This window comes from Rathayibacter sp. VKM Ac-2760 (assembly GCF_009834185.1).
Lineage (GTDB): Bacteria > Actinomycetota > Actinomycetes > Actinomycetales > Microbacteriaceae > Rathayibacter.
Window position 1 is genome coordinate 2,606,919 of sequence record NZ_CP047173.1, and the last position, 24,199, is coordinate 2,631,117.

The following is a 24,199-nucleotide window of genomic DNA, read 5'->3' on the forward strand; positions in this document are numbered from 1 at the left end:
CAGTGTAGGTGCGGGGGCCCGCGGATCCCGGGATTTCGCGCCCCGCGTCGGTCGCCTCAGCGGGCCTGCGGGTGGTGCTTCGCGAGGAGGAAGACGCCCCAGATGGCGACCACTCCCGCGGCGATGAAGAGCGGGATCGCCCAGGGCGCCGCGTACTGCGCCTCGCCCAGGACGATGATGCCGATCGCGACGGCGACGAGCGGATCGACGACGGTGAGGCCGGCGACGACGAGGTCCGGCGGTCCGGACGAGTAGGCGTTCTGCACGAAGTAGCCGCCGAGCGCGGTCGCGGCGAGCAGCGCCACGATGCAGACGACCGTCAGCGGGTCGAACTCGCCGTACTTGATCCGGTTGAGCACCACCTTCGCCAGGGTCGCGACGAAGCCGTAGACGACGCCCGCGCCGAGGATGTAGAAGATCGCCCGCGCCTTCTTGCGGAAGACCCGGAACGCGATCACGAAGACGGTGAGCACGACCGCGAGGATCACCAGGATCGTGATCAGCTGCGACGTCTGGATCGACTTGTCGACCGCGTTGAAGGCGGCGACGAGCACGAAGACGCCGACGCCGCCGACGCACAGCATGATCGCCCGGATGGAGGACGTGTTCAGTCGCACCTTGCTCACCCTGGCGTTGACGACCGCGGTGATGACGAGCGCGACGGCGCCGAGCGGCTGGACGACGATGAGCGGCGAGAAGCCGAGGCTGGTCAGCTGGAAGACGATCGCGAGCGCCAGCATCAGCGTGCCGATCACCCAGGACGGTCGCGAGAGCAGCGCGAACAGCTGCCCGCCGCTGAGCCCGCTCGACCCGGAGCGCTTGGAGAACCGCTCGACCTTGACGACCCCCCGGTGCTGGAACTGCGCGCCGAGCGAGAGGAAGACCGCGCCGATCAGCGCGAGCGGGATGCCGATGAACTGCGCGGGATCGAGGGTGAACTGATCCGCCAATTCAGTGAGATCAGTGGGCATGGGGTCGACCCTACCCAGATTCGATCCGCGCATCCTCCGACGCACGGGGGACCTGCGAAGACCAGCGGATGACGGACAGGACGGGCGGATCGGGCGCCCGCGATACCCTGGACGTCATGGCCGTCCTCCCCATCCGCATCGCCGGCGACCCCGTCCTGCACTCCCCCGCCGCCCCCGTCACCGAGTTCGACGACACCCTCCGCACGCTCGTCGCGGACATGTTCGAGACGATGGACACGGCGCCCGGCGTCGGCCTCGCCGGCCCGCAGGTCGGCGTGGCGCTGCGGCTCTTCGTCTACGACTACGAGGCCGACGACGGCACTCCCCGCCGCGGCGTCGCGATCAACCCCGAGCTGTTCGTCACGCCGACGCCGCTCGGCGAGGCGGACGAGGACACCGAGTCCGAGGGCTGCCTGTCCTTCCCCGGCGAGCGGTTCCCGCTGCGGCGCTCCGAGCGCGCGATCCTCCGGGCGGTGGACCTCGACGGCACGCCGTTCGAGATCGAGGCGGAGGGCTGGTTCGCCCGCGTCTTCCAGCACGAGTTCGACCACCTCGACGGCGTCCTCTACACGGACCGCCTCGAGCACGAGTACGCCAAGCCGGTCGCGAAGATCACCCGCAAGCGCGGCTGGGGCGTGCCCGGCGTCTCCTGGACGCCCGGCCTCGAGCACCTCGAGGACTGACCCGCCGACACCCGCTCAGGCCAGGTCGACCCCGTGGACGCCGTTGTGGTGGCGGACCGTGGGGAACGACGCGGTGACGCTGCGGCCGACGCCCGGGGTGCGCTTCTCGACGACGTCTCCGCCGAAGAGGGAGGCGCGCTCGCGCAGCTCGGCGAGGGCCGGGCTGTCGATCCGGTCGGTGAGCGCGTGCAGGTCGGCGTCGAGGGCGCTCGCGTCGGACTCGGCGGCGCCGTGCCGCTCGCGGTCGTCGTCGACCTCGACGCGCAGGCCCGTGGCGGTCCAGCGGGAGGTGATCCGCAGCTCGGTGCCGGTGCCGCCGGTTTCGAGGGCCTCGTCGAAGGCGTACTCGAGCACCCGCATCACGGCGACGTCCGCGCCGTCCTGCAGTGGGAACGGCTCGCCGAACGTCTCCTCCGCGACGACCAGCCCGCGCTCGCGAGCGCTCTTGACGAGGGCGGCGGCACCGCCGGCGGCGGGCAGCGCGCCGGGATCGACGGCGGCGACGGTCGCGATGCGGCGCAGCTGGGCGAGCGACGCCTCGGCGGCGCGCACGGCGCGGACGGCGGAGCGCGAGGCGGCGGCGGTATCGCGCTCGATGGTGACGCGGACGCTCTCGGCCTCCTCCACCACCTTCGCCGCGCTGCGGACGGCGAGCTGCTCCAGCTCGCCGACGATGCGCAGGCGCGCCTCGTGCTCGCGGACGGCCAGCTCGAGGGCGGCGGCGCGGGCGGACTCCTCGGCGCGGCCGTCGCGGGCGCGGCGCTCGGCGGCGGCGGACCGGCGCCAGAGCACGACCGCCGCCACCGCGGCGATCAGGGCGAGGACGAGGACGACTTCGAGCACGACGGCCTCCGGGGCTTCAGGGGAACGGCGCGGGGAGACGCCGGAGAGCGATGGTACCCGCGAGCGGGCCGCGGAGCCTCCAGGCGCGGCGGGGGCTTGCGGTCAGGCGTCGCGGCGGCTGCGCGCGACGGTGAACTTCGCGCTCCGCTCGATGATCTTGGTCGAGCCGACCGAGCGGCGCAGCTCGGCGGGGTGCGCGAGGTGCGAGTTGAAGACCGTCCACAGCTCGCCGCCGGGACGGAGGATGCGGCCGGCCGCCTGGATCATCCGGCGGGCGACCAGGTCGGTCACGGCGCCGTCGGAGTGGAAGGGCGGGTTGCAGAGCACGACGTCGACCGAGGCGTCCGTGAGCGTGGACGCGTTGTCGTCGCGGAGCAGCCGGATCCGGTCGCCGAGGCCGTTCGCCTCGGCCGTGAGTCCGGCCGAGTCGACGGCCGCACGGGAGCTGTCGGTCGCGAGCACGTCGAGGTCCGGCCGGGCGAGGGCGAGCGAGGCGGCGAGGACTCCGGAGCCGCAGCCGAGGTCGACCGCGACTCCCCCGGGCAGCGCCGAGGGGTCGAGTGCGGCGAGCAGGGCGCGCGTGCCGAGGTCGAGCTTCGCGCCGGCGAAGACGCCCGGCAGCGCGACCACCTCGAGCCCGATGTCGCCGAGGCGGCGGCGCTCGGCCCCCGGGGCCGCGGGCTGGTCGGCGAGCGCCTCGCTCGCCAGCAGGGCGCGCGACTTCTGCCGGGCGAGGCTGACGTCGATCCGCCCGTAGCGGCGCGCCAGCACGTCGTTCATGCCGAGCGACATGTGCTTGATCCGGCCGGCGGCGATGAGCTGCGCGGCCGGGTTCGCGAGCGCGACCTCGGCCGCGATCGCGGCGAGGGCGTCGAGGGAGCGCGGGAGGCGCAGCAGCACCAGCTCGGCGCCGTCGACGGCCTGCGCGATCGACTCGGCGACGATGAACGGGGCGAGCTCGATGCCGGCGGTGCGGACCGCCTCGGCGTTCGCGGCCAGGGCGTGCTCGGCGGTGATCGAGTCCTGCGCGGAGGAGACGGAGACGCCGTCCGCGGCGAGGGCCAGCGTGAGCGCGCCGTAGGCGTCGCCGACGACGGCGACGCGGGAGCGGCCGGCGGCGAGGTCGAGCAGGAGGCGGTCGCTCGCATCGACCGCGACGAGGGCGGGCGCCTCGACGTCGGGTCGGCGGCGGAGCAGGTCGAGGACGTCGTCGCGCATGGTGCCTCCGGTCGCAGGGCGCCGGCGGATGCGCCGGCCGGGACCCGGACGGGCCCCTCGCAGGCACGAAAAAAGGGCCTGAGAGTGGAGTCCCAGGCCCTTTCGCTCCCCGACTTGGACTCGAACCAAGAACCTACCGGTTAACAGCCGATTGCTCTGCCAATTGAGCTATCGAGGATCATCCGAACGCCCGGAGGCGAACAGCGCGTGACTACTTTAGCAAAGTCTGCGCGAACTCCAAATCCTGCGTCAGTAGCCCAGCGCCGGGTCGACGACGCCGAGGAGATCGCGGCCCTCGGCGAAGGCGGCGACGTTGGCGCGCACCCGCTCGGCGAGCAGCGGCGAGGTCATCTCCGGGGTGTCGGCGGAGTGCGGCGTGATCAGGCAGCGCGGCTCGCGCCAGAGCGGATGCCCGTCGGGCAGCGGCTCCGGGTCGGTGACGTCGAGGGCGGCGCCGGCGAGGCGGCCCTCCGCGAGCGCCGCGACGAGCGCATCGGTGTCGACGAGAGTCCCCCGCGCGACGTTGACCAGCACGGCGTCCGCGGGCAGCCGGCGGAGCAGAACGTCGTCGACCAGCCGGGCGGTCCCGTCGGTCGCGGCGGCCGCGAGCACGAGCACGTCGGCGTCGGCGACCGCGTCGCCCAGCTGCTCCGCGGTCACGGTGCGGTCGGCGCCGGGCAGCGGCACGGCGCTCCGGCGCACCACGGTCACGTGCGCGTCGAAGACGCTCAGCAGGCGGAGGAGCTCGACGGCGATGCCGCCCGCGCCGACGACGACGACCCGGGCGCGGTGCAGGGTCCTGGCGCGCTTCTCGCCCCAGGAGTCGGCGCGGGCCCGCTCGGGCAGTGAGCGCAGCAGCGCGAGGGTCAGCGCGAGCGCGTGCTCGGCGACCGGCTCGGCGTAGGCGCCCTTCGCGCTCGTCCAGCGCAGTCCCTCCCGACGCGTGCCGCGCAGTACCGGCGCGAAGACGTCGACGCCGGCCCAGGGCAGCTGCACCCAGCGCACGGCCGGGTGCTCGGCCAGGACCGCGGCGAGCTCGTCGGTGCGGCCGTAGGAGAGCCAGAGCAGCGCCTCCGCGTCCTCGACGCCGACGACGGTTCCGCCGCCGGCCTCGACGGCGTCGGTGAAGATCGGCTTCGGCCGCGGCAGGACGGCGACGCGCGGCCCCGTCATCCCGGCTCCCCCGCCGGGGCGATCCGCGCGGCCCGGCCGGCGTCGAAGCGCTCGTACTCGGCGAAGGCGGCGCCGAGCTCGCGGACGTAGGGGTGCCGCGACTCGGTCAGCACCTCGAGCAGCGGCCCGTAGGCGACCACCTCGCCCTCGACCAGCACCGCGATGCGGTCGGTCGCCCGGCTGAGCACGTCGATGTCGTGGCTCACGACGACCGCGGCGAAGCCCTCCCGCCGGCGCAGAGCGGTCAGCAGATCGACGATCGACTCGCGGACGGTCGCGTCGATGCCCGAGGTCGGCTCGTCGGCGATGAGCACCGTCGGGTCGAGCACGAGCGCGCGCGCGATCGCGACGCGCTGCCGCTGGCCGCTGGAGAGCTCGTAGGGGAAGCGGTCGAGCAGGAAGAGCGGCAGGTGCACAGAGTCGAGCAGCGTCGCGACCCGGACCGCCGCGCTCTTCGGGTCGTAGTGGCGGTCGCGGAGGAAGATCGGCTCGGCGATCAGCTCCGAGACGGTCAGCTCCGGCCGCAGCACGGCGCCGGCGTCCTGCGCCAGGTGCGCGACGTCGAAGGTGAAGCGCTTGACCTCGCGGGCCGGCATGCCGCGGAGGCGGTGGCCGGACACGGTCGCCTCGCCGCCGATGATCACCGGCCGCGTCCGCGCGCCGGCGCCCGCGGGACCGTCCAGGCCCTCGCCGCCGAGCACGCGGGCCAGCGTCGACTTGCCCGAGCCGCTGCCGCCGAGGATGCCGAGCACCTCGCCCGGCTCGACGCGGAGGCTGACCCCGCGCAGAGCGGTCCAGCGCCCGCTGATCCCGCGCTGCGGATACTCGACGCTGAGGTCGTCGACGACGATGGGCGCGGAGGCGGCGGGCCGGCTCACGCCTTCCGCTCCGCCTGCACGATGCTGCGGAGGAGCTCGCGGCGCTCGGCCTGCTCCCCCGGATCGGGCACGGGGAGCGAGGCGAGCAGCCGCTGGGTGTACGGGTGCTTCGGCGCGGAGAGCACCTCCTCGCCCGTCCCCTCCTCGACCAGCTCGCCGCGGTAGAGCACGGCGATCCGGTCGGCGAGGAGGTCGACCACGGCGAGGTCGTGGCTGATGAAGAGCGAGGCGAAGCCGAACTCGCGCTGCAGCTCGGCGAACAGCTCGAGCACCCGCGCCTGCACCGAGACGTCGAGCGCCGAGGTCGGCTCGTCGGCGATCAGCAGCTTCGGCTCGAGCGCGAGCGACCGGGCGAGGCTCGCGCGCTGGCGCTGGCCACCGGAGAGCTCGTGCGGGTAGCGGTCGCCGTAGGAGCGCGGCAGCTGCACCGCCTCCAGCAGCTCGTCGACCCGCTTCCGCGCGGCGCCGGCGTCGCGGGCGCGGCCGTGCACGATCAGCGGCTCGGCGACGCACTCGGCGATCGTGAGCAGCGGATTGAAGCTGGAGGCAGGGTCCTGGAAGACGAAGCCGATGTCGCCGCGGACGGGGCGGAAGGCGCGCTCGCGGATGCCGCGCATCTCCTTGCCCAGCACGCGCAGCGAGCCGCCGGTGACCGGGGTGAGCCCGGCGATCGCGCGGCCGATGGTCGTCTTGCCCGAGCCGCTCTCGCCGACGAGGCCGAGCACCTCCCCGGCACGGATGCGGAAGGAGACGCCGTCGACGGCCACGAAGCCGGGGCGGCCGAGCCGGCCGGGGTACTGGATCCGCAGGTCCTCGGCGAGGACGAGCGTCTCCGCCGCGGGGGCGCCGGCGCGCTCGATGGCGCGCTCCTTCGCCCGGGCGACGCCCTGGCCCACGTGCGGGACGGCGGCGAGCAGCGTCCGGGTGTACTCCGCCTTGGGCGACGCGAAGAGCTCGGCGACCGGCGCCTCCTCGACCAGCTCGCCCTGGTACATCACGGCGACGCGATCGGCCAGGTCGGCGACGACGCCCATGTTGTGGGTGATCAGGACGATCGACGTGCCGAAGTCGTCGCGGCAGCGGCGGAGCAGATCGAGGATCTCGGCCTGCACCGTCACGTCGAGGGCCGTGGTCGGCTCGTCGGCGACGATCAGTCCGGGGTCGAGGACGAGCGCCATCGCGATGACGACGCGCTGCTTCTGGCCGCCGGAGAACTGGTGCGGGTAGTAGTCCACCCGCTTCTCCGGCTCCGGGATGCCGACGGTGCGCAGCACGTCGATGGCGCGCTTCCGGGCGTCCTTGCGCGAGACGGAGCCGTGCGCGCGCAGCCCCTCCGCGATCTGCCAGCCGACGGTGAAGACCGGGTTCAGCGCGGTGCCGGGCTCCTGGAAGACCATCGCGACGTCGGTGCCGCGGAGCTCGCGAAGGCGCCCCTTCGGCACCGACACCACGTCGGTCGAGGAGGAGCCGTTCTTCTTCGACAGCAGGATGACGCCGGAGGCCGTCGCGGTCTCGGGCAGCAGCCCGAGGATCGACTTGGCGGTGACGGTCTTGCCGCTGCCGGACTCGCCGACGATGGCGAGCACCTCGCCGCGCTCGACGCGGAGGCTGACGCCGGCCACCGCGCGGACCGCGCCGCGATCGCTGGCGAAGGCGACCTCGAGGTCCTGGATGTCGACGATCGGGCGGGAGCCCGCATCGGCGGGCCGGCTGTCGCTGGGGCGCTGGACGCTCATCGGGTCTTCTCCACTCCGGCGACGGGATCGTGTCCCGGCGTCTCCAGGCCGTCGGCGGGCAGTGCGCCGCCCGGCACGACGGACGTCGCGGCGACATCGCCGGCACCGGCGGCCACCGCGCGCCGGCCGCGCAGGCGCGGGTCGGCGAGGTCGTTCAGGCTCTCGCCCACCAGCGTGATGCCTAGCACGACGAGGACGATCGCGAGACCCGGGAAGACCGAGGTCCACCAGATGCCGCTCGTCACGTCGGACAGCGCCTTGTTGAGGTCGTAGCCCCACTCGGCGGCCGAGGTCGGCTCGATGCCGAAGCCGAGGAAGCCCAGGCCCGCGAGGGTGAGGATCGCCTCGGACGAGTTGAGCGTGAAGATCAGCGGCAGGGTGCGGGTGGCGTTCCGCAGCACGTGCTTGAACATGATCCGCGGGGTCGAGGCGCCGATGACCTTCGCCGACTCGACGAAGGCGTCGCCCTTGATCCGCACCGTCTCGGCGCGGATCACCCGGAAGTACTGCGGGATGTAGACGACCGTGATCGAGACCGCGGCGGCGAAGATGCCCGACCAGAGGTTCGATTGCCCGCCGGAGATCACGATCGACATCACGATCGCGAGCAGCAGGGTCGGGAAGGCGTAGATCGCGTCGCAGATCACGACGAGCACGCGGTCGAGCCAGCCGCCGAGGTAGCCGGAGACGAGGCCGAGGAAGACGCCGAGGAAGATCGACAGGACGACGGCGACGACGATGACCAGGAACGCCGTCTGCGCACCCCAGAGCACGCGGGAGAGGACGTCGTACCCGCCGACGGTGGTGCCGAGCAGGTGCTCCGCGCTCGGCGGCTGCTGCGCGCCGAACGACTCGGTGCCGGTGCGCAGCTGCGAGTAGCCGTAGGGGGCGATCAGCGGGGCGAGGGCCGCGACGAGGAGGAACGCGCCGGTGATCACGAGACCGGTCACGAGCATCCCGCGCTGGAGGCCCACGCTCTGCCGGAGCTGGCGGACGACCGGCAGCCGGTCGGCGAGGCGGCGGCGCGGTCGCGCCGGAGTGGTGGTGCTCATGGGTCAGTACCTCACTCGCGGGTCGATGAGCGCCGCGATGACGTCGACGATGAAGTTGGTCAGCGCCACGATCACGGCCAGCAGGGCGACGATGCCCTGCACGGCGACGAAGTCGCGCGCCTGGAGGTACTCGGCCAGCTGGAAGCCGAGGCCCTTCCACTCGAAGGTCGTCTCGGTCAGCACCGCGCCGCCGAGCAGCAGGGCGATCTGCAGGCCGATGACGGTGATGATCGGGATGAGGGCGGGCCGGTAGGCGTGCGTGCGGACCAGGCGGAACTCGCTCACTCCGCGCGAGCGGGCGGCGTCGACGTAGTCGGTGCCGAGCGTGCCGATCACGTTGGTGCGCACGAGGCGGAGGAAGATGCCCGCGGTCAGCAGGCCGAGCGCGACCGCCGGCAGCACCGCGTGCGAGAGCACGTCGGCCACGGCGGCCGGGTCGCCGGTCTGGATCGCGTCGATCAGGTAGATGCCGGTCTTGTTCTCGAGGAACTGCAGCGAGAGCTCGGTGTTCGTCGTCGCGCGGCCGGCGACGGGGAACCACTTCAGCCAGACCGAGAAGACGAGCTTGAGCAGCAGGCCCGCGAAGAAGACGGGGGTGGCGTAGCAGAGGATCGCGAAGATGCGCAGGACCGCGTCGGGCGTGCGGTCGCGGTGGTAGGCGGCGAGCATCCCGAGCGGGATGCCGACCAGGAACGCCACGATCAGGGCGTAGAAGGCGAGCTCGACGGTCGCGGCGCCGTAGGTGACCAGCACCTCGGTGACCGGGCGGTTGTCGCTCAGGGTCGTGCCGAAGTCGCCGCGCAGCAGGTTGCCGAGGTACTCGAGGTACTGCACGATCAGCGGCCGGTCGTAGCCGGCGGCCGCGACGCGCTCGGCCAGCTGGTCGGCCGTGAGCCGACCGCCCAGGGCGGCGGTGATCGGGTCGCCCGTCGAGCGCATGAGCAGGAACACCATCGTCACGAGGATGAAGACGGTCGGGATGATGAGCAGGAAGCGGACGAGCAGGTAGCGCCCGAGTCCTCCTCCGGAGCCGCGCGGTCGCCGGGTGGGCGCCGTCGCCGCAGCCGTCGTGGCTGTCGTCACGTGATGCCTTTCGTGGAGAACGGCCGGCGCCTCCCGGGTGGGGAGGCGCCGGCCGGAGGGGTGGATCAGCCCTTGCTGAGCGCCGCGTAGCGGAACTTGAACGAGGCGTCGAGGGTGTCCTCGGCTCCGCTCACGGTGCTGCCGACGATCGCGACCTGCGAGCCCTGCAGGTAGGGCAGGGTCGACAGCTCCGCCGCGACCTGGTCCTGGATCTGCTCGATCAGTGCGGTGCGCTCGGCCGTGTCGGTCGTCGAGACCTGCTGAGCGATCAGGCTCTGCACGTCGGCGTCGTCGAAGTGGTTCGCGAGGAAGTTCTCCTTGATGAAGAACGGCGACAGGTAGTTGTCGGCGTCGGAGTAGTCCGGGAACCAGCCGAGCTGGTACGCCGGGTAGACGTCGCTCGAGCGGTCCTTCGAGTACTGCACCCACTCGGTGGTCTGCAGGTTCACGGTGAACAGGCCGGTCGACTCGAGCTGGTCCTTGATCAGCGCGTACTCGTCGCCCGAGGACGGACCGTAGTGGTCGTTCGAGTACTGCAGGTTGAGGGTGACCGGGGTGGTCACGCCCGCGGCCTGGAGCGTCGCCGCCGCCTTGTCCGCGTCGGCACCGCCCTGGCCGTCGCCGTAGAGGCCCTTGAGGGACTCGGTCGCGCCGGTCAGGCCCTGCGGGACGTAGGAGTACAGCGGGGTGTAGGTGCCCTTGTAGACCTGGTCGGCGATCTCGTCGCGGTCGATCAGGTCGGCCGCGGCCTGGCGGACGGCCAGCGCCTTGGCCGCGTCGGCCTCACCGGTGGTCGCGCCGAACGGCTGGGTGTCGAAGTTGAAGACGATGTAGCGGATCTCGCCGCCGGGACCGTCGACGACCTTGACGGCGTCGTTCCCGCGGAGGTCCTCGACGTCGGTCGCGGAGAGGCTCCGGTACGCGACGTCGATGTTGCCCTCCTGGATGTCCAGCTTCAGGTTCGAGCTGTCGGCGTAGTACTTGACGTTGACGGTGCCCGTCTTCGCCTCGCCGAGCACGCCCTGGTAGTCGGCATATGCCTTGTACTGGATGAGGTTGTTCACGTCGTAGTTGGCGATCGTGTACTGACCGGCGAAGGCATCCCCCGCGACGATGTCCTCGTCGGTGGTCAGCTCGTCGGCCGAGAAGACCTCCTCGTCCACGATCGGGCCCGCGGGGCTCGAGAGGATCTGCGGGAAGGTCTGGTCGTTCTCCGACTTCAGCGTGAAGACGACGGTGGTGTCATCGGGAGCCGCGACGCTGTCGAGGTTCGCGAGGAGCGATGAGGGGCCGTTCTCGGCCGCGATCGCGACCTGGCGGTCGAAGGAGAACTTGACGTCGGAGGAGGTCAGGTCGTGGCCGTTGGCCCACTTCAGTCCCTCCTTGAGCGTCACCGTGTACTCGGTCGGCGCGGTGAACTCGGCCGACTCGGCGATGTCGGGCTCGACGTCCGGGCTGCCGTAGGGGGTGTTCATCAGGAACGGGAACACCTGGTTCATCACGGCGAAGGAGCCGTTGTCGTACGAACCCGCGGGGTCGAGCGTGGTGATCTTGTCGGTGGTGCCGATGGTGAGCGTGCCGCCGGCGGCGCCGCCGGTCGAGTCCCCGCCGCCGGCGGAGCAGCCCGCCAGCACGAGCGCGACCGCGGCGAAGCCTGCTGCCGTGCCGAGTGCTCGCTTGCCGCGAGTGAATCCGGATGTCATCTCCGTCTGCCTCTTCCTGTCAGAAATCGGATGCCGGCGCGCGACGTGGTCCGCGGCGCAGTCCTTGCGGTACTGGGTGCTTGCGGTACCGGGTCCTTGCGGCGCAGCGCCGAGGGCGCTGACTTCCGGACACGGTGGGGCCACGACGCTGAGCGCCCGCATTGCTGTTCCTCAGTCGTAACACATGCGGGAGCGCTCTCCGAATTGGCGTGGGGCGCGGGCGGGTATCTTCACACGACCGCAACACACGTCGGGCAGCGGCCTCGGCCGGTCCCGCGCTGCGCTCACTCGGTGCGCAGAGCCCGCTTCTCGCGCTCCAGCTCGACCAGCCGGACCTGCACGGCCCGGGAGAGCACCGGGTCCGACGAGGCGCGCTGGAGCGCCCCGCGCAGCTCGGCGATCTCGCGGAGGAGGTCGCGCTCGATCAGCGAGATCGCGACGTCCTTGGAGTAGCGGGCGAGGCCGGCCTCGTCGGCGGCGGGGATCGGCGCGACCGCGAGCTGGCGGACGAGCGAGGCGAACGGCCCGGGCACGTCCGCGGCCACGTGCTCGACCCAGTCGCGGTCCTGCGCGCGCTCGAGGTTGGCGACGACGGCATCACGGACGACGCGGAGCGTCTCGTTGGTGACGGCGGCGTGCGCGGCGCGGGCGAGCAGCGGCTCCCCCATCGCCTGGGGCAGCTGCAGCATCGCCATCAGGGCCTCGCGCTCGATGCGGGTGACGACGTCGACGGGCAGGTCGGCGAGCCGGGCGCCGACGGGTGCCTCCTGGGCCTCCTCCTGCGGGCGCTCGTCCCGGCCACCCGGGGCGTTGCGCGCGCGGGAGCCCGCGGAGCGGACGGCCGAGTTGACCTCGGACATGTCCAGACCGAGCATCCGGGCGAGCTCGCGGGAGTAGCCGGGGCGGAGGGCGGGGTCGCGGATCTCGGCGACGACGGGGGCCGCGGCGCGCAGGGCGGCGATCCGGCCCTCGACCGTGTCGAGGTCGTAGCGGGCGAGCAGCTGGCGGATGACGAACTCGAACATCGGCTTCTTGTCGTCGATCAGCCGGCGGACGGCGTCGTCGCCGCGGTTGAGGCGCAGATCGCACGGGTCGAGACCCTCGGGCGCGACGGCGACGAAGGTCTGCGCGGCGAAGCGGTGCTCCTCCTGGAACGCGCGCATGGCGGCCTTCTGACCCGCCGCGTCGGGGTCGAAGGTGAAGACGACCTCGCCGACCCCGCTGTCGTCGCCGAGCACCCGGCGCAGGACCTTGATGTGGTCGACGCCGAAGGAGGTGCCGCAGGTGGCGACCGCCGTGGTGACGCCGGCGAGGTGGCAGGCCATGACGTCCGTGTAGCCCTCGACGACGACGACGCGGTGGCCGCGGGAGATGTCGCGCTTGGCCAGGTCGAGCCCGTAGAGCACCTGCGACTTGTGGTAGACGGGCGACTCGGGGGTGTTCAGGTACTTCGGGCCCTTGTCCTCCTCGAGGAGGCGGCGGGCGCCGAAGCCGACCGTCTGGCCGGTGACGTCGCGGATCGGCCAGACCAGGCGGCCGCGGAAGCGATCGTAGACGCCGCCGCGGTTGCTGCTGCTGACGAGGCCGGCGGTGGTGAGCTCCTCCTCGGAGAAGCCGCGGCGCTTGAGCGCGGTGGTCAGACCGTCCCAGCCGTCGGGGGCGAAGCCGACGCCGAAGCGATCGGCGGCGGCGCGGTCGAAGCCGCGCTCGCCGAGGAAGCGGCGCCCGACGTCGGCGCCGGGGGTCGCGAGCTGCTCGCGGAAGAACTCCTCCGCGGCGTTGTTGGCGGCGATGAGGCGGGCGCGACCGCCGGTCTCGGGGGCCTGGCCGCCGCCCTCCTCGTACTGGAGGGGGAAGCCGATGCGGCCGGCGAGGCGCTCGACGGTCTCGCTGAAGGAGGTGTGGTCCATCTTCATCACGAAGCTGTAGACGTCGCCCGATTCCTGGCAGCCGAAGCAGTGGTAGAAGCCCGCCTGGGGGCGCACGTGGAAGCTCGGGCTGCGCTCGTCGTGGAACGGGCAGAGCCCCTTCAGCGAGCCGACGCCGGCCGACTTGAGTGTCACGTACTCGCCGACGACGTCCGCGATGTTGACCCTGGCCTTGACCTCCTCGACATCCGTCTGTCGAATCCGAGGCATGGTCCCCATCGTATCCGCCGCCGCCCGCCCCCCGGCCGAGTGCGCCGTTTCCGCCTCGCGCCTGCCGGTCGAGCAGCCGCGGAACCAGCAAGAAGGAGCGCCGAACGGCGCACCCGCCTCCCGCGCACATGCTGGTCGAGTAGCCGCGGAACGCGGCGTACCGAGACCCACCCGCCCGAACATGCCGGTCTCGACACGGCCGCTGCGCGCCCTACTCGACCAGCAAGGCGGTCGCCGACCCGCGTACGCGCCCTGCGCTGCCCTGCTGGTCGAGTAGCCGCGGAACGCGGCGTATCGAGACCCAACCGCCCGAACACGTCGGCCTCGATACGGCCGCTGCGCGCCCTACTCGACCAGCATGGCGGTCGCCGACCGGCGCACGCGGCCCGCGGGGACCGGCCTCCCGGCGAGCACGGCGAAAGATGCAGCCGGAGGCGCGATCCGCGTGCCAGCGGATCGCGCTAGGCGTCCGCGACCCGCTCTGCGGAACTCACCACGTCGAGAAGCCGACCGCGCGGACGCCCGGCAGGGACGGGCGTCCGACGAGAAGCGGGGCTACGCCCCGCTTCGAGTCAGTGGCACAGCCGTTCGAACCAGCTCAGGGCGCTCTGGTCGGTGAGGTTGGCGACCTGGTCGACGACGACGCGGCGGCGGGCGTCGTCGGTGCCGGCGGCGTTCCAGTCCTCGGCGAAGCCGGCGTCGAGGGCGCCGGCACCGCGCTCGAGGAGGGTGTCGGCGAGGCGGGTGAGGACCTCGCGCTGCTGGGCGTAGATGGGCTGGCGGGTGTTGCGGGACATCACGAAGGTGGCGACGATGCCCTTGAGGACGGCGATCTCGGCCTGCTGCTCGCGGGGGACGACGACGTGGCCGCCGAAGCGGACGAGGTCGGGGTGCGAGTAGGCGTCGCGGGTGGCCTCGGTGGCGGAGGCGGCGAAGCGGCCGATGAGCTGGCTGGTGAGGTTCTTGAGGCGCGCCTGGTCGCGGCGGGAGCCGTCCCAGGAGTCGACCCAGACGTCGAGGGAGTCGAGCCGGTCGAAGGCGGCGACGAGCTCGTCGTGGCCGATCTCGCCGCCGACCCAGGAGTGCATCGACTCGACGAGGTCGTCGTGGTCGACGCGGGAGCCGAGCGCCTCGACGTCGATGTAGCCGGAGAAGACGGCGTCCTCGAAGTCGTGCACCGAGTAGGCGATGTCGTCGGAGAGGTCCATCACCTCGGCCTCGATGCAGCGGACGCCCTCGGGTGCGCCCTCGCGCATCCAGGTGAAGGCGGGTTCGTCGTCGGCGTAGAAGCCGTACTTGGCGCGGCCGGAGGGGTCGGCGACGGAGCGGGTGTCGGGCCACGGGTACTTGCAGCTCGCGTCGAGACTCGAGCGCGTGAGGTTCAGCCCGTAGGGGCGGTCGTCGTCGCCGAAGACCTTCGCCTCGAGGCGGGTGAGCAGCCGGAAGGTCTGCGCGTTGCCCTCGAAGCCGCCGATCGACTCGGCCCAGGTGTTGAGGGCGCGCTCGCCGTTGTGACCGAAGGGCGGGTGGCCGATGTCGTGCGCGAGGCACGCGGTGTCGACGACGTCGGGGTCGAGGTCGAGGCTGGTCGCGAGCTCGCGGCCGATCTGGGCGACCTCGAGCGAGTGGGTGAGCCGGTTGCGGGCGAAGTCGACTCCGGCGGTCGGGCTGAGCACCTGCGTCTTCGCGGCGAGTCTGCGCAGCGAGCTGGAGTGGAAGAGCCGGGCGCGGTCGCGGGCGAAATCGGAGCGGCGGGTGCTGTGGTCCTCCGGCAGGAACCGCTCGACGTCGACGAGCGAGTACCCCCAGAGCGCGCGATCATCCACCGCTGTGGTGGATCTCGGCGGCGGAGACGGCGTCGCGCTGGTCGGCGTTCAGCTCTCGGGACTCCAGCCAGCGGTCGGGCAGGGACGGGGTCTTCGGCGAGCCGGCGCGGCCGCGCTGGCCCTCGGCGGCCTCTCCCGGGTAGGGCACGTCGGGGTCGAGGGTGGCGAGCAGCTCGTCGAGCTCGGCGAGCGTGACGACGGAGGCCATCCGGGCGCGCAGGTCGCCGCCGACGGGGTAGCCCTTGAAGTACCAGGCGACGTGCTTGCGGATGTCGCGGCAGCCGCGCTCCTCGCTCTCGAAGAACTCGCAGATCAGCTGGGCGTGCCGGCGGAAGGCGGCGGCGACCTGACCGAGCGTCGGCGTGAACCGCTCGTCGGAGCCGGCGAAGGCGGCGGCGAGGTCGCCGAAGAGCCACGGGCGGCCGAGGCAGCCGCGACCGACGACGACGCCGTCGCAGCCGGTCTCGCTCATCATCCGCAGCGCGTCCTCGGCCGACCAGATGTCGCCGTTGCCGAGCACGGGGACGCTCGAGATCGCCTCCTTGAGGGTCGCGATCGCGGACCAGTCGGCCTGGCCGCTGTAGAACTCGGAGGCGGTGCGGGCGTGCAGCGCGATCGACGCGACTCCCGCGCCCTCCGCGGCCCGGCCCGCCTCGAGGTAGGTGAGGTGGTCGGCGTCGATGCCCTTGCGCATCTTGACGGTCAGCGGGACGTCGCCCGCCGCCTTCACCGCGCCCTCGACGATCTGCCGGAACAGCGGGAGCTTCCACGGCAGGGCCGCTCCCCCGCCCTTGCGGGTGACCTTGGCGACGGGGCAGCCGAAGTTGAGGTCGATGTGGTCGGCGCGGTCCTCGGCGACGAGCATCGTGACGGCCTCGGCGACCGTCTTCGGGTCGACCCCGTAGAGCTGGATCGAGCGGACCTTCTCGCTGGGGTGGTGGCGGATGAGGCGCATCGACTCCGGGGTGCGCTCGACGAGCGCGCGGGAGGTGATCATCTCGCTGACGAACAGAATTTGTCCGGCACCGGGGCCGTTGCCGAACTCGCGGCAGAGCCGGCGGAACGCGGTGTTGGTGATCCCGGCCATGGGCGCGAGGACGACGGGGGCGTCGAGTTCGAGGGGGCCGATCCGGAGCGCCGGCGCGGTGCGCGCGGGCGGTGCAGCCATGAGAGTGGAGGACATCGGTATCGATTCTCCCAGATCCTGTGTTGGGGAAGGCGAACGAGCGGAGAGGTGGGGACGGATGGGCGAGAACGACGCTGTGGAGGACGCACCGGTGGAGGACGCGACGGTGGAGGACGCAGCGGAGCGGGACGGACCGGCACGCTTCGAGGCCGACGCGCGAGCACGCGGACTGGAGGTCGAGGTCGTCGACCGCCCGGAGGCCGGGAGCCTGGCCGAGGCGGCCGAGCTGCTCGGCATCGACCCGGGCGGGATCGTGAAGTCGCTCGTGGTCAAGCGCCACGACGGCGGCTTCGTCTTCGCCCTGGTCCCCGGCGGGCGGCAGATCTCCTGGCCGCTGCTGCGCGCGGTGGTCGGCGTGAACAAGCTCCGCCTGCCGGACGAGTCGGTGGCGCTGGAGGCGACGGGCTACCGCCGCGGGACCATCACGCCGATCGGCTCCACCACCGCCTGGCCCGTCGTCGCGGACGAGCGGATCGTCGGCCGCCGGATCGCGCTGGGCGCCGGCACGAGCGGCCGGAGCGCCTTCGTCGAGGCGGACGCGCTGATCGCCGCCTACGGAGCGACGGTCGCCGACATCACGGTCGAGGAGCCTGCTCGCTGACAGCGGGAGGAGCCTGCTCGCTGACAGCGGGAGGAGCCGGGACCGCGCAGACCCCGTCCTCGCAGACCGGCACGTCCGCCGCGCCGAGCATCTCGAACGGCCCGATCGGCGCCCGCTCGCTCACGCGACGACCGCCCGCTGCGCCAGGACGTGCTCCAGCACCTCGGTGAACGCGGTCGGCTCCTGCGCACCGGACACCCCGAAGCGGCCGTCGAGCACGAAGAACGGCACACCGTTGATCCCGTACTCGCGGGCCTGGGCGATGTCGGACTGCACGTCGGCGAGGTGGCGCTGCTCGTCGAGCGCGCGCCGCACCTCGTCGGCGTCGAGCCCGACCTCGGCGGAGAGAGCGGCCAGGACGTCGGAGTCCGCGAGGTCGCGGCCCTCGACGAAGTAGGCCCGGAGCAGCCGCTCCTTCAGCTCGAGCTGCAGCCCGTTCGCCTTCGCGTGGTGCAGCGCCTGGTGCGCGCGGACGGTCTTGACGTGCACGACCGACTCGAAGTGGTAGTCGAGACCGACCTGCGCGGCGATCGCGGTGACGGAGTCGAGCATCTGCTGCGCCTGCTCCACCGGGACGCCCTTGTGCTGCGCGAGGAACTCGGCCGTGCCGCCGCGGTAGTCCTCCGGCGTCTCGGGCGAGAGCTCGAAGCTGCGGTACTCGACCGCGACCTCCGGCGCGTCGGGGTGGGCGGCGCGGAACGCCGCCAGTCCGCGCTCGAACTTCCGCTTGCCGATGTAGCACCAGGGGCACGCGATGTCGGACCAGATGTCGACGGTGATGGGGGTCTGCGCTTCGCTCACTCCGAGGACAACCGCTGCCACCGGGAGCTATTCCCGCAGCACCCGGACGAGCTCGTCGACGTCGGACTCGTCGTTCCAGAGGTGGAAGGCGACCCGCAGCCGCCCGCCGCGGCCGGAGACGCGCAGCCCGGCCGCCTGGAGGCGCGCGAGGTCCGCGCCGTCCTCGTCCGGCCAGGAGACGATCGCGCGGTGCTGCGGCGCGCGGTCGAGGCGCTCGCAGAGCTGGTCGCCCAGCCCGGAGGCGCGCTCCCAGACCTCGGCGAGGTCGAGCGAGCGGAACAGCTCGAGCGACGCCTCCGCCCCGACGAACGCCTGCCAGGCGGGCGAGACGTCGAAGCGGCGGGCGTTCTCGGCGAGGTGCATCGCCGGTCCGTAGCAGGAGGACCAGACGTCCTCCCCCGAGTACCAGCCGGCCTGCACCGGCAGCAGCTCGGCCGCGTACTCGGGCGAGACGGTGAGGAAGGCGACGCCGCGCGGCGAGCAGAGCCACTTGTAGGCGTGGGTGAGGGTCGCGTCGAAGCGGGAGGCGTCGACCGGGAGCACGCCGGCCGCCTGGGTCAGGTCGCAGGCGGTGCGCACGCCGTGCCGGGCGGCGGCCTCGACGACCGCGTCGAGATCGGCGACGGCGCCGCTGCTGGACTGGACGGCCGAGAAGACGACGAGGTCGTCCGCCTCCTCGACGGAGTCGGCGAGCGCCTCGAGCGGCACGGAGCGCACCGAGACGCCGCGGTAGGCCTGCGCGAGGAAGGGGAAGACGATCGAGGAGAAGTCGCCGTCGACGCAGAGCACGCGCGCACCGTCCGGGAGCGACGCGGCGAGCACGGCGGCCATCGCCGAGGTCTGCGAGCCGATCGCCACCTGTGCGACCGGCACGCCCGCGATGTCCGCGAACGCCGCTCGCGCCCGCTCGGCGACCGCGCCGTAGGCGGCGGCGGTGCTGCCACCGGCCGACCACTCGTCGAGGTCGGCGCGCAGGGCCGCCGCGGACTCGCGCGGCGGCAGGCCGAGCGTGCAGGCGTTGTGGTAGCCGCGGGCGCCGGGGAACCGCGCTCGGAGGTCGGCGGGGGCCGGGATCGCGGTGCTCACCCTCCGAGGATCCCCCTCGGCGCCCCGATCGCCAACACGGGTCCGGCTCCGGGCGCGTCGTGCGTCATCGAGCGGCGAGGGCGTGCGCCTGCTCGATCAGCGCGACGACGGCCCTGGCGTCCCGCACGTCGACCGGCGGCGCGGCGCCGTCGAGCAGAGTGGCGGCGACTCCGGCGAGGAACGCGGCGTAGTGCCCGCGCTCGCTGGGCACGACGGTGCCGCCGCGCTCGTCCGTGAGCACGCCGTCCGCCCCCGGACCGACGACACCGAAGCCGTCGTCGAGCGGGGTCGCACCACCGCGCAGCGCGGCCTCCTGCGGGTCGAGCCCGTCGACCGAGTAGGCGGCCCGGGTGCCGAGCACGCGGAAGCGCGGCGCCGAGGCGCGGGCGACCCGGCTCATCGCGAGGTGGGAGCGGACACCGCTCTCGTGCAGCAGGGAGACGAAGGCGTCGTCCTCGGCGGCGCTGCCCGCGTGCACCACTCGGGTCTCGGCCGCGGTGACCACGGCCGGTCCGAAGAGCAGGAGCGCCTGGTCGACGAGGTGGCTGCCGAGGTCGAAGAGGATGCCGCCGCCCTGCTCCGGGGCGATCTCGGCCTGCCAGCGGCCGGTCTTCGGCGCACTCCAGCGCTCGAAGGTCGACTCGAAGCGGATCACCTCGCCCAGCGCGCCCTCGCGCAGCAGGCGCCGCACGGTGAGGAGGTCGGCGTCCCAGCGGCGGTTCTGGAAGACGAAGACGGGCGCTCCGCCCGCCTCCGACGCCGCGAGGATCGCATCGACGTCGGCGGTGCTCGGCGCGAACGGCTTGTCGATCACGACCGCGACACCGGCGCTCAGCACCTGCTCGGCCTGCTCGCGGTGCACCGAGGGCGGCGTGGCCAGCACGACGAGGTCGGGCCGCTCGGCCAGCACCGCGTCGAGGCCGGCGACGATCCGGGCGCCCGAATGCGCGGCGGCAGCGGCGGCGGCGCGCTCGGGGTCCGAGGTGGCGACGGCGACGACCGTGAAGGACGGATCCGCGGCGAGGAACGGCGAGTGGAAGACCCGGCCGGCGAGTCCGAAGCCGACGAGCCCCACCCGGAGGATCCGTCCGGCGCTCACGCCGCCACCGCCCGCTGCCGGGACTCGCCGGAGCAGGAATTCGTCGTGGGGAGCAGGACCTCGAGGACAGCCGTCATGCCTCCATCCTGGCAGGGGCCGTCGGCGCGTCCGGAGGCCCGGCGAGGCGTTCCGCACGGAATCGGGCCGACAATTCTAGGCCCGCCGCAGCCCGACCAGCGCGGAACAGCGTCGACGACGCGACAGCCCCGCGCCCCCGGAATCCGCGTCGTTACGCTCGCCACTCGCGCGCCGCCGTGACGACCCGGTCGTGATGGCCCGTCCTGATGGCCCGTCCTGACGCCCGAGAGAGGAACCGCATGAAGAACCACCCGATGAACGCCCTGGGGTGCCTCGTGGCGATGACGCTGTCCGGCTGCACCGCGGGCGCACCCGCGACGGTCGACGATTCCACGGTCGGGCCCGGCGCGCAGGTGTCGTCCTGGCTCTCCCGGCACGCGGATCTGTCCTGGTCCGACTGCCCGACGGAGGCGATCCCCGATCTGGAGGGCGTGGGCGCGCAGTGCGGCACGCTCACGGCACCGATCGACTGGAGCCGGCCCGACACCTCGGACTCCTTCGTCCTCCGGTTCGTCAGAGCCTCGCGAGGGGGCGCCCACGACCAGGTCCTGATGGTGAACCCGGGAGGACCGGGCGGCTCGGCCGCGGGCATGGCTCTCAGCCTGGCCCTCACGCCGGCCGCCGCTCCCGTCTTCGAGACGTACGACGTGATCGGGATCGAGCCGCGGGGACTCACGGAGGAGACGGACCTCGCCTGCGACTCCGAGGCGATCGACGACGACAGCGAGGGAGCCGTGGAGGAGTGCTCGACGGCCAGCCCGTTCGCCACCCACGCCTCCACCACCGACCTGGTGATGGACCACGAACTGCTGCGGCAGGCACTGAAGCAGGACGAGTTCGACTTCTACGGCGTCTCCTACGGCACCTACGTCGGCAGCGTCTACGCGACGCTGTTCCCCGACAGGGTGGGCCGGATGATCCTGGACAGCGTCGCGGACACCGCGTCCATGATCCGGACGAGCGACATCGAGGGGTTCGAGGAGAGCGTCGGGAGGCTGCTCGAGGCCTGCACGTCCGGCGCCCTCGGAGCCTGCCCGTTCACCGGCGACCGGCCGGAGGCGACCGAGCAGCTGACGGCCCTCGTGCGGACGCTGGCGGACCGGCCCCGGCGGGCGACCGGCCCGGACGGCGAGGAGACCGAGGTCGGTGGCCGCGAACTCGCCTCGTACCTGCTGACGCAGGCGTACGGGCCCCGGTCCTCGTGGAGCGCGACCGTCGCCGTCCTCCGCGGAGTGACGGCCGGCGATGCGGACGCGCTCGCGACCGTCGCGAGCACCGACGACTCCGAGGTCGATCGGGCCCTCGACTACGCCGTCGTCTGCGCGATCCCGGGAGCGGACGACGCCGCCGGAGCGCAGAGCGAGCAGCAGGCGGGCACGGGGGTGCTCGGGATCCTCGAGGAGGAGGACGGCTCCCCGCGGGACTGCGATCGGTGGGGCGAGTACGAGCGACTGGACCCGGCGCTCTCCTCCACCGGCGGGAACAGGATCCTCATCGTCTCCACTCTGCACGACCCCGCCACGCCGCTCGCGGATGCGCGTCGCCTGCACGAGACCGAGCTGACGAACAGCACGCTCCTCGAGGTGGACGCGGACGGCCACGGCGCCCTGTACGCGGACTCCACGTGCGCGACGGATGTCGCGAACGCCTACCTGGCCTCCGGAGCGCTCCCCGCCGATCCGACCCGGTGCGAGACGGACCACTGACCAGTGGCCCGGCGAGCAGTGGCCCGGCGAGCGGCGGCCCGTCGAGCGGCCGCCCGGCTCAGGTCGCGGACCCCGGCACGTCGACGGCACCGCCGAAGCGGCGGGTGCGGCCCGCGTAGTGCTCGATCGCGCCCCAGAGGTCCTCGCGGGTGAAGTCGGGCCACAGCCGGTCGAGGAAGACCATCTCGGCGTAGGCGCTCTGCCAGAGCAGGAAGTTGCTGGTCCGCTGCTCGCCCGAGGAGCGCACGAAGAGGTCGACGTCCGGCATCTCGGGCTGGTAGAGCGCCTTGCCGATCGTCTTCTCGGTGATGCCGGACGGCTTCAGCCGGCCCGCCGCGACGTCGGCCGCGATCCGCTGCACAGCGTCCGCGATCTCGGTGCGGCCGCCGTAGTTGACGCACATGGTGAGGGTCAGGACGTCGTTGCCCGCGGTCAGCGTCTCGGCGTACTGCAGCTCGGTGATGACGGACGCCCACAGCTTCGGCTTCCGGCCGGCCCAGCGCACCCGCACGCCCCACTCGTTGAGTTGGTCGCGTCGGCGGTGCAGCACGTCGCGGTTGAAGCCCATCAGGAAGCGCACCTCGTCGGGCGAGCGCTTCCAGTTCTCGGTGGAGAAGGCGTAGACGCTGAGGTGCTTCACGCCGATCTGGATCGCCCCCGCGACCACGTCGAGCAGCGAGGCCTCGCCGCGCTTGTGCCCCTCCACCCGGGTCAGCCCGCGGGCGTTGGCCCAGCGGCCGTTCCCGTCCATCACGATCGCGACGTGCTCGGGGACCGCCTTCCGCGGCAGCTGCGGCGGGTGCACGCCCGTCCAGTCGAGGGGGCGGAACGGCTCGGCGTCCCGGTGGGTGAAGGGCTTCATCGGGTGACGTGCTCCAGAGATCTCAGTCCGCGTTCGAGGTGCCATTGGGTGTACGCGGCCACCACGCCGCTCGCCCGCGAGCGGATCGACGGCTCGGTGGACTCGGCGTGCCCCCAGTCTCCCGTGAGCAGGGCGCCGAGGAGGACGACCACCTCCGGGGCGACCCGCGGGGCGCCGGGCGGGGTGCAGTCCTCGCAGACGACGCCGCCGAGCTGCACGACGACGGCGCCGTGCGGGCCGGGCGCGCCGCAGCGGGCGCAGTCCTCGAAGCTCGGCGCCCAGCCGGCGATCGACAGCGCGCGCAGCAGGTAGGAGTCGAGGGTCAGCACCGGCTCGTGCTCGTGCTTGGAGAGCGAGCGCAGGGCGCCGACGAGCAGGAGGTACTGCTGCAGCGAGGCGTCGGCGTCGGTGAGGCGGTCGGCCGTCTCGACCATCGCGCTCGCGGCGGTGTAGCTGTCGTAGTCGGCGGCGATGATCGCTCCGTACGCACCGAGCGACTCGGCCTGGGTGACGATGTCGAGGCTCCGGCCCTCGTAGAGCTGCAGATCGGCGACCATGAACGGCTCGAGCCGCGAGCCGAACTTGGAGCCGGTCTTCCGCACGCCCTTCGCGACCGCGCGGATCTTGCCGTGGCTCCGCGAGAGCAGCGTCACGATGCGGTCGGCCTCGCCCAGCTTGTGGGTGCGCAGCACGACGGCCTCGTCACGATAGGTGGGCATGGGAGTGATTATCCTCCCCACCCCTGACACCGGGCGGTGCCGCCGCACTCCCCCTCCGCGCCGTGGAACGATGACTGCGTGGCAGCCTCCCTCTTCGAGATCCCCGCCTGGGCCGACCTCCTCGCCATCGCCATCGGCTGCCTGCAGGGCGCGATGTTCGCGGGCGAGTTCCGCGACCGGCGGATCGACCTGCTGGGCGTGACGATCATCGGCACCGCCACCGGCCTGGGCGGCGGCGTGCTGCGCGACCTGCTGCTGCAGACTCCGCTCGTCGCGCTGCACACCAACGCCTACCTGGTGGTCGCGGTGACGGCGTCGCTGTTCGGGATGCTGCTGCAGCACCTGCTGAACCGGGTCGACGGCACGATCACGGCGCTCGACGCGCTGACGATCGGCCTCTTCGGCGCGATCGGCACGACGAAGGCGCTCTCGCTCGGCGTGCCGGAGGTGCCCGCGGTCTTCGTCGGGACGGTCTCGGCGGTCGGCGGGTCGGTCATCCGCGACATCCTGCTCAACCGGCCGATCGCGCTGATGCACGTGGGCTCGCTCTACGCGATCGCGGCGACCGCGGGCACGGTGGTGCTCGTGGTGGCGCTGCGGTTCGGCATGGTGATCGACTACGCCGCACCGATCGCGGTCGCGGTGACCGCGGTGATCCGGCTGCTCGCGGTGCGCTACGGCTGGAGCCTGCCCGAGCAGCGCGCGCTGAGCCGGGTCCCGCGGCTCGGCTGGCGGAAGCGCGGCTGACGGCGGCGCG

At 72.8% G+C, this 24,199-nt stretch carries 21 protein-coding genes and 1 tRNA gene; 4 read left to right on the plus strand and 18 right to left on the minus strand.

Translation table 11 applies throughout. The annotated features are described in order from the left end of the window. Positions 1–56: 56 nt before the first annotated feature. On the minus strand, positions 57–971 hold the full coding sequence (locus tag GSU72_RS11845) for a DMT family transporter (RefSeq protein WP_159985188.1): 915 nt from the start codon (positions 969–971) through the stop codon (positions 57–59). Between the two features lie 116 nt (positions 972–1,087). Between GSU72_RS11845 and def the strand changes: the two genes are divergently transcribed. After that, a complete protein-coding gene (gene def, locus GSU72_RS11850) occupies positions 1,088–1,654 on the plus strand; it encodes a peptide deformylase (protein ID WP_159985190.1) in 567 nt (188 codons plus the stop codon). A 15-nt stretch (positions 1,655–1,669) separates the two neighbouring features. On the opposite strand, the gene GSU72_RS11855 is transcribed toward def, so the two are convergent. The 12 genes from GSU72_RS11855 to dusB all read right to left on the minus strand — a co-directional run bounded on the left by GSU72_RS11855 (position 1,670) and on the right by dusB (position 16,487). Beyond that, positions 1,670–2,497: a hypothetical protein gene (locus GSU72_RS11855; protein ID WP_159985192.1), complete on the minus strand. Its 828-nt coding sequence runs from the start codon at positions 2,495–2,497 to the stop codon at positions 1,670–1,672. Positions 2,498–2,599: 102 nt separating this feature from the next. Continuing rightward, the gene (locus GSU72_RS11860) at positions 2,600–3,715 is read right to left on the minus strand and encodes a class I SAM-dependent methyltransferase (protein ID WP_159985194.1); all 1,116 of its coding nucleotides are present in this window, start codon (positions 3,713–3,715) and stop codon (positions 2,600–2,602) included. Between the two features lie 105 nt (positions 3,716–3,820). Then, a tRNA-Asn gene (locus GSU72_RS11865) sits at positions 3,821–3,893 on the minus strand. A gap of 71 nt (positions 3,894–3,964) precedes the next feature. Beyond that, positions 3,965–4,888, minus strand: a complete 924-nt coding sequence (locus tag GSU72_RS11870) for an NAD(P)-dependent oxidoreductase (protein ID WP_159985195.1) — start codon at positions 4,886–4,888, stop codon at positions 3,965–3,967. After that, the gene (locus tag GSU72_RS11875; RefSeq protein WP_159985196.1) at positions 4,885–5,766 is read right to left on the minus strand and encodes an ATP-binding cassette domain-containing protein; all 882 of its coding nucleotides are present in this window, start codon (positions 5,764–5,766) and stop codon (positions 4,885–4,887) included. The genes GSU72_RS11870 and GSU72_RS11875 overlap by 4 nt, the downstream gene beginning before the upstream one ends. Beyond that, positions 5,763–7,502, minus strand: coding sequence for an ABC transporter ATP-binding protein (locus GSU72_RS11880; protein ID WP_159985197.1), 1,740 nt, complete (start codon positions 7,500–7,502; stop codon positions 5,763–5,765). The genes GSU72_RS11875 and GSU72_RS11880 overlap by 4 nt, the downstream gene beginning before the upstream one ends. Continuing rightward, complete coding sequence (locus GSU72_RS11885; RefSeq protein WP_159985198.1) at positions 7,499–8,554, minus strand: ABC transporter permease; 1,056 nt, start codon at positions 8,552–8,554, stop codon at positions 7,499–7,501. Before GSU72_RS11885 ends, GSU72_RS11880 begins: the two co-directional genes overlap by 4 nt. Positions 8,555–8,557: 3 nt before the next feature. Further along, positions 8,558–9,637, minus strand: coding sequence for an ABC transporter permease (locus tag GSU72_RS11890; RefSeq protein ID WP_123445640.1), 1,080 nt, complete (start codon positions 9,635–9,637; stop codon positions 8,558–8,560). Positions 9,638–9,702: 65 nt separating this feature from the next. Next, positions 9,703–11,340, minus strand: coding sequence for an ABC transporter substrate-binding protein (locus GSU72_RS11895; RefSeq protein WP_159985199.1), 1,638 nt, complete (start codon positions 11,338–11,340; stop codon positions 9,703–9,705). 284 nt (positions 11,341–11,624) lie between these two features. Continuing rightward, entirely contained in the window at positions 11,625–13,478 is a 1,854-nt protein-coding gene (dnaG, locus tag GSU72_RS11900; RefSeq protein ID WP_159985200.1) for a DNA primase, read from the minus strand. A gap of 572 nt (positions 13,479–14,050) precedes the next feature. Then, positions 14,051–15,304: a deoxyguanosinetriphosphate triphosphohydrolase gene (locus GSU72_RS11905; RefSeq protein ID WP_159985201.1), complete on the minus strand. Its 1,254-nt coding sequence runs from the start codon at positions 15,302–15,304 to the stop codon at positions 14,051–14,053. After that, positions 15,297–16,487 (minus strand): tRNA dihydrouridine synthase DusB, encoded by a 1,191-nt coding sequence (gene dusB, locus GSU72_RS11910; protein WP_159985202.1) that lies wholly within the window; start codon positions 16,485–16,487, stop codon positions 15,297–15,299. The genes GSU72_RS11905 and dusB overlap by 8 nt, the downstream gene beginning before the upstream one ends. A gap of 61 nt (positions 16,488–16,548) precedes the next feature. Here dusB and GSU72_RS11915 point away from each other — a divergent pair, with 61 nt between their 5' ends. Continuing rightward, positions 16,549–17,091, plus strand: coding sequence for a YbaK/EbsC family protein (locus tag GSU72_RS11915; protein ID WP_159985203.1), 543 nt, complete (start codon positions 16,549–16,551; stop codon positions 17,089–17,091). A 120-nt stretch (positions 17,092–17,211) separates the two neighbouring features. Here GSU72_RS11915 and GSU72_RS11920 read toward each other — a convergent pair whose 3' ends face one another. From GSU72_RS11920 to GSU72_RS11930, 3 genes are all read right to left on the minus strand, one after another. Further along, a complete protein-coding gene (locus GSU72_RS11920) occupies positions 17,212–17,892 on the minus strand; it encodes a DsbA family oxidoreductase (RefSeq protein ID WP_159985204.1) in 681 nt (226 codons plus the stop codon). Between the two features lie 27 nt (positions 17,893–17,919). After that, a complete protein-coding gene (locus GSU72_RS11925) occupies positions 17,920–18,978 on the minus strand; it encodes an aminotransferase class V-fold PLP-dependent enzyme (RefSeq protein WP_159985205.1) in 1,059 nt (352 codons plus the stop codon). A gap of 64 nt (positions 18,979–19,042) precedes the next feature. Next, positions 19,043–20,077, minus strand: a complete 1,035-nt coding sequence (locus GSU72_RS11930; protein ID WP_244255779.1) for a Gfo/Idh/MocA family oxidoreductase — start codon at positions 20,075–20,077, stop codon at positions 19,043–19,045. 317 nt (positions 20,078–20,394) lie between these two features. Between GSU72_RS11930 and GSU72_RS11935 the strand changes: the two genes are divergently transcribed. Then, complete coding sequence (locus GSU72_RS11935) at positions 20,395–21,861, plus strand: alpha/beta fold hydrolase (RefSeq protein ID WP_159985207.1); 1,467 nt, start codon at positions 20,395–20,397, stop codon at positions 21,859–21,861. Positions 21,862–21,919: 58 nt separating this feature from the next. Here GSU72_RS11935 and GSU72_RS11940 read toward each other — a convergent pair whose 3' ends face one another. Next, entirely contained in the window at positions 21,920–22,723 is an 804-nt protein-coding gene (locus GSU72_RS11940) for an isoprenyl transferase (RefSeq protein WP_159985209.1), read from the minus strand. Next, positions 22,720–23,442 (minus strand): DNA repair protein RecO, encoded by a 723-nt coding sequence (recO, locus tag GSU72_RS11945; protein WP_159985211.1) that lies wholly within the window; start codon positions 23,440–23,442, stop codon positions 22,720–22,722. The genes GSU72_RS11940 and recO overlap by 4 nt, the downstream gene beginning before the upstream one ends. A gap of 78 nt (positions 23,443–23,520) precedes the next feature. On the opposite strand from recO, the gene GSU72_RS11950 reads away from it, so the two are divergent. After that, positions 23,521–24,189 carry a TRIC cation channel family protein gene (locus GSU72_RS11950; protein ID WP_244255781.1) on the plus strand — a complete coding sequence of 223 codons (669 nt, stop codon included), beginning with the start codon at positions 23,521–23,523 and terminating at the stop codon, positions 24,187–24,189. The last annotated feature ends 10 nt before the right edge of the window (positions 24,190–24,199 follow it).

Excerpts from the sequence above, each read along its gene's own strand:
- GSU72_RS11845 (WP_159985188.1), bottom strand. The coding sequence starts at position 971 with ATGCCCACTGATCTCACTGAATTGGCGGATCAGTTCACCCTCGATCCC.
- def (WP_159985190.1), top strand. The coding sequence starts at position 1,088 with ATGGCCGTCCTCCCCATCCGCATCGCCGGCGACCCCGTCCTGCACTCC.
- GSU72_RS11860 (WP_159985194.1), bottom strand. The coding sequence starts at position 3,715 with ATGCGCGACGACGTCCTCGACCTGCTCCGCCGCCGACCCGACGTCGAG.
- GSU72_RS11870 (WP_159985195.1), bottom strand. The coding sequence starts at position 4,888 with ATGACGGGGCCGCGCGTCGCCGTCCTGCCGCGGCCGAAGCCGATCTTC.
- GSU72_RS11880 (WP_159985197.1), bottom strand. The coding sequence starts at position 7,502 with ATGAGCGTCCAGCGCCCCAGCGACAGCCGGCCCGCCGATGCGGGCTCC.
- GSU72_RS11885 (WP_159985198.1), bottom strand. The coding sequence starts at position 8,554 with ATGAGCACCACCACTCCGGCGCGACCGCGCCGCCGCCTCGCCGACCGG.
- GSU72_RS11895 (WP_159985199.1), bottom strand. The coding sequence starts at position 11,340 with ATGACATCCGGATTCACTCGCGGCAAGCGAGCACTCGGCACGGCAGCA.
- dnaG (WP_159985200.1), bottom strand. The coding sequence starts at position 13,478 with ATGCCTCGGATTCGACAGACGGATGTCGAGGAGGTCAAGGCCAGGGTC.
- dusB (WP_159985202.1), bottom strand. The coding sequence starts at position 16,487 with ATGTCCTCCACTCTCATGGCTGCACCGCCCGCGCGCACCGCGCCGGCG.
- GSU72_RS11915 (WP_159985203.1), top strand. The coding sequence starts at position 16,549 with ATGGGCGAGAACGACGCTGTGGAGGACGCACCGGTGGAGGACGCGACG.
- GSU72_RS11935 (WP_159985207.1), top strand. The coding sequence starts at position 20,395 with ATGAAGAACCACCCGATGAACGCCCTGGGGTGCCTCGTGGCGATGACG.
- GSU72_RS11940 (WP_159985209.1), bottom strand. The coding sequence starts at position 22,723 with ATGAAGCCCTTCACCCACCGGGACGCCGAGCCGTTCCGCCCCCTCGAC.
- recO (WP_159985211.1), bottom strand. The coding sequence starts at position 23,442 with ATGCCCACCTATCGTGACGAGGCCGTCGTGCTGCGCACCCACAAGCTG.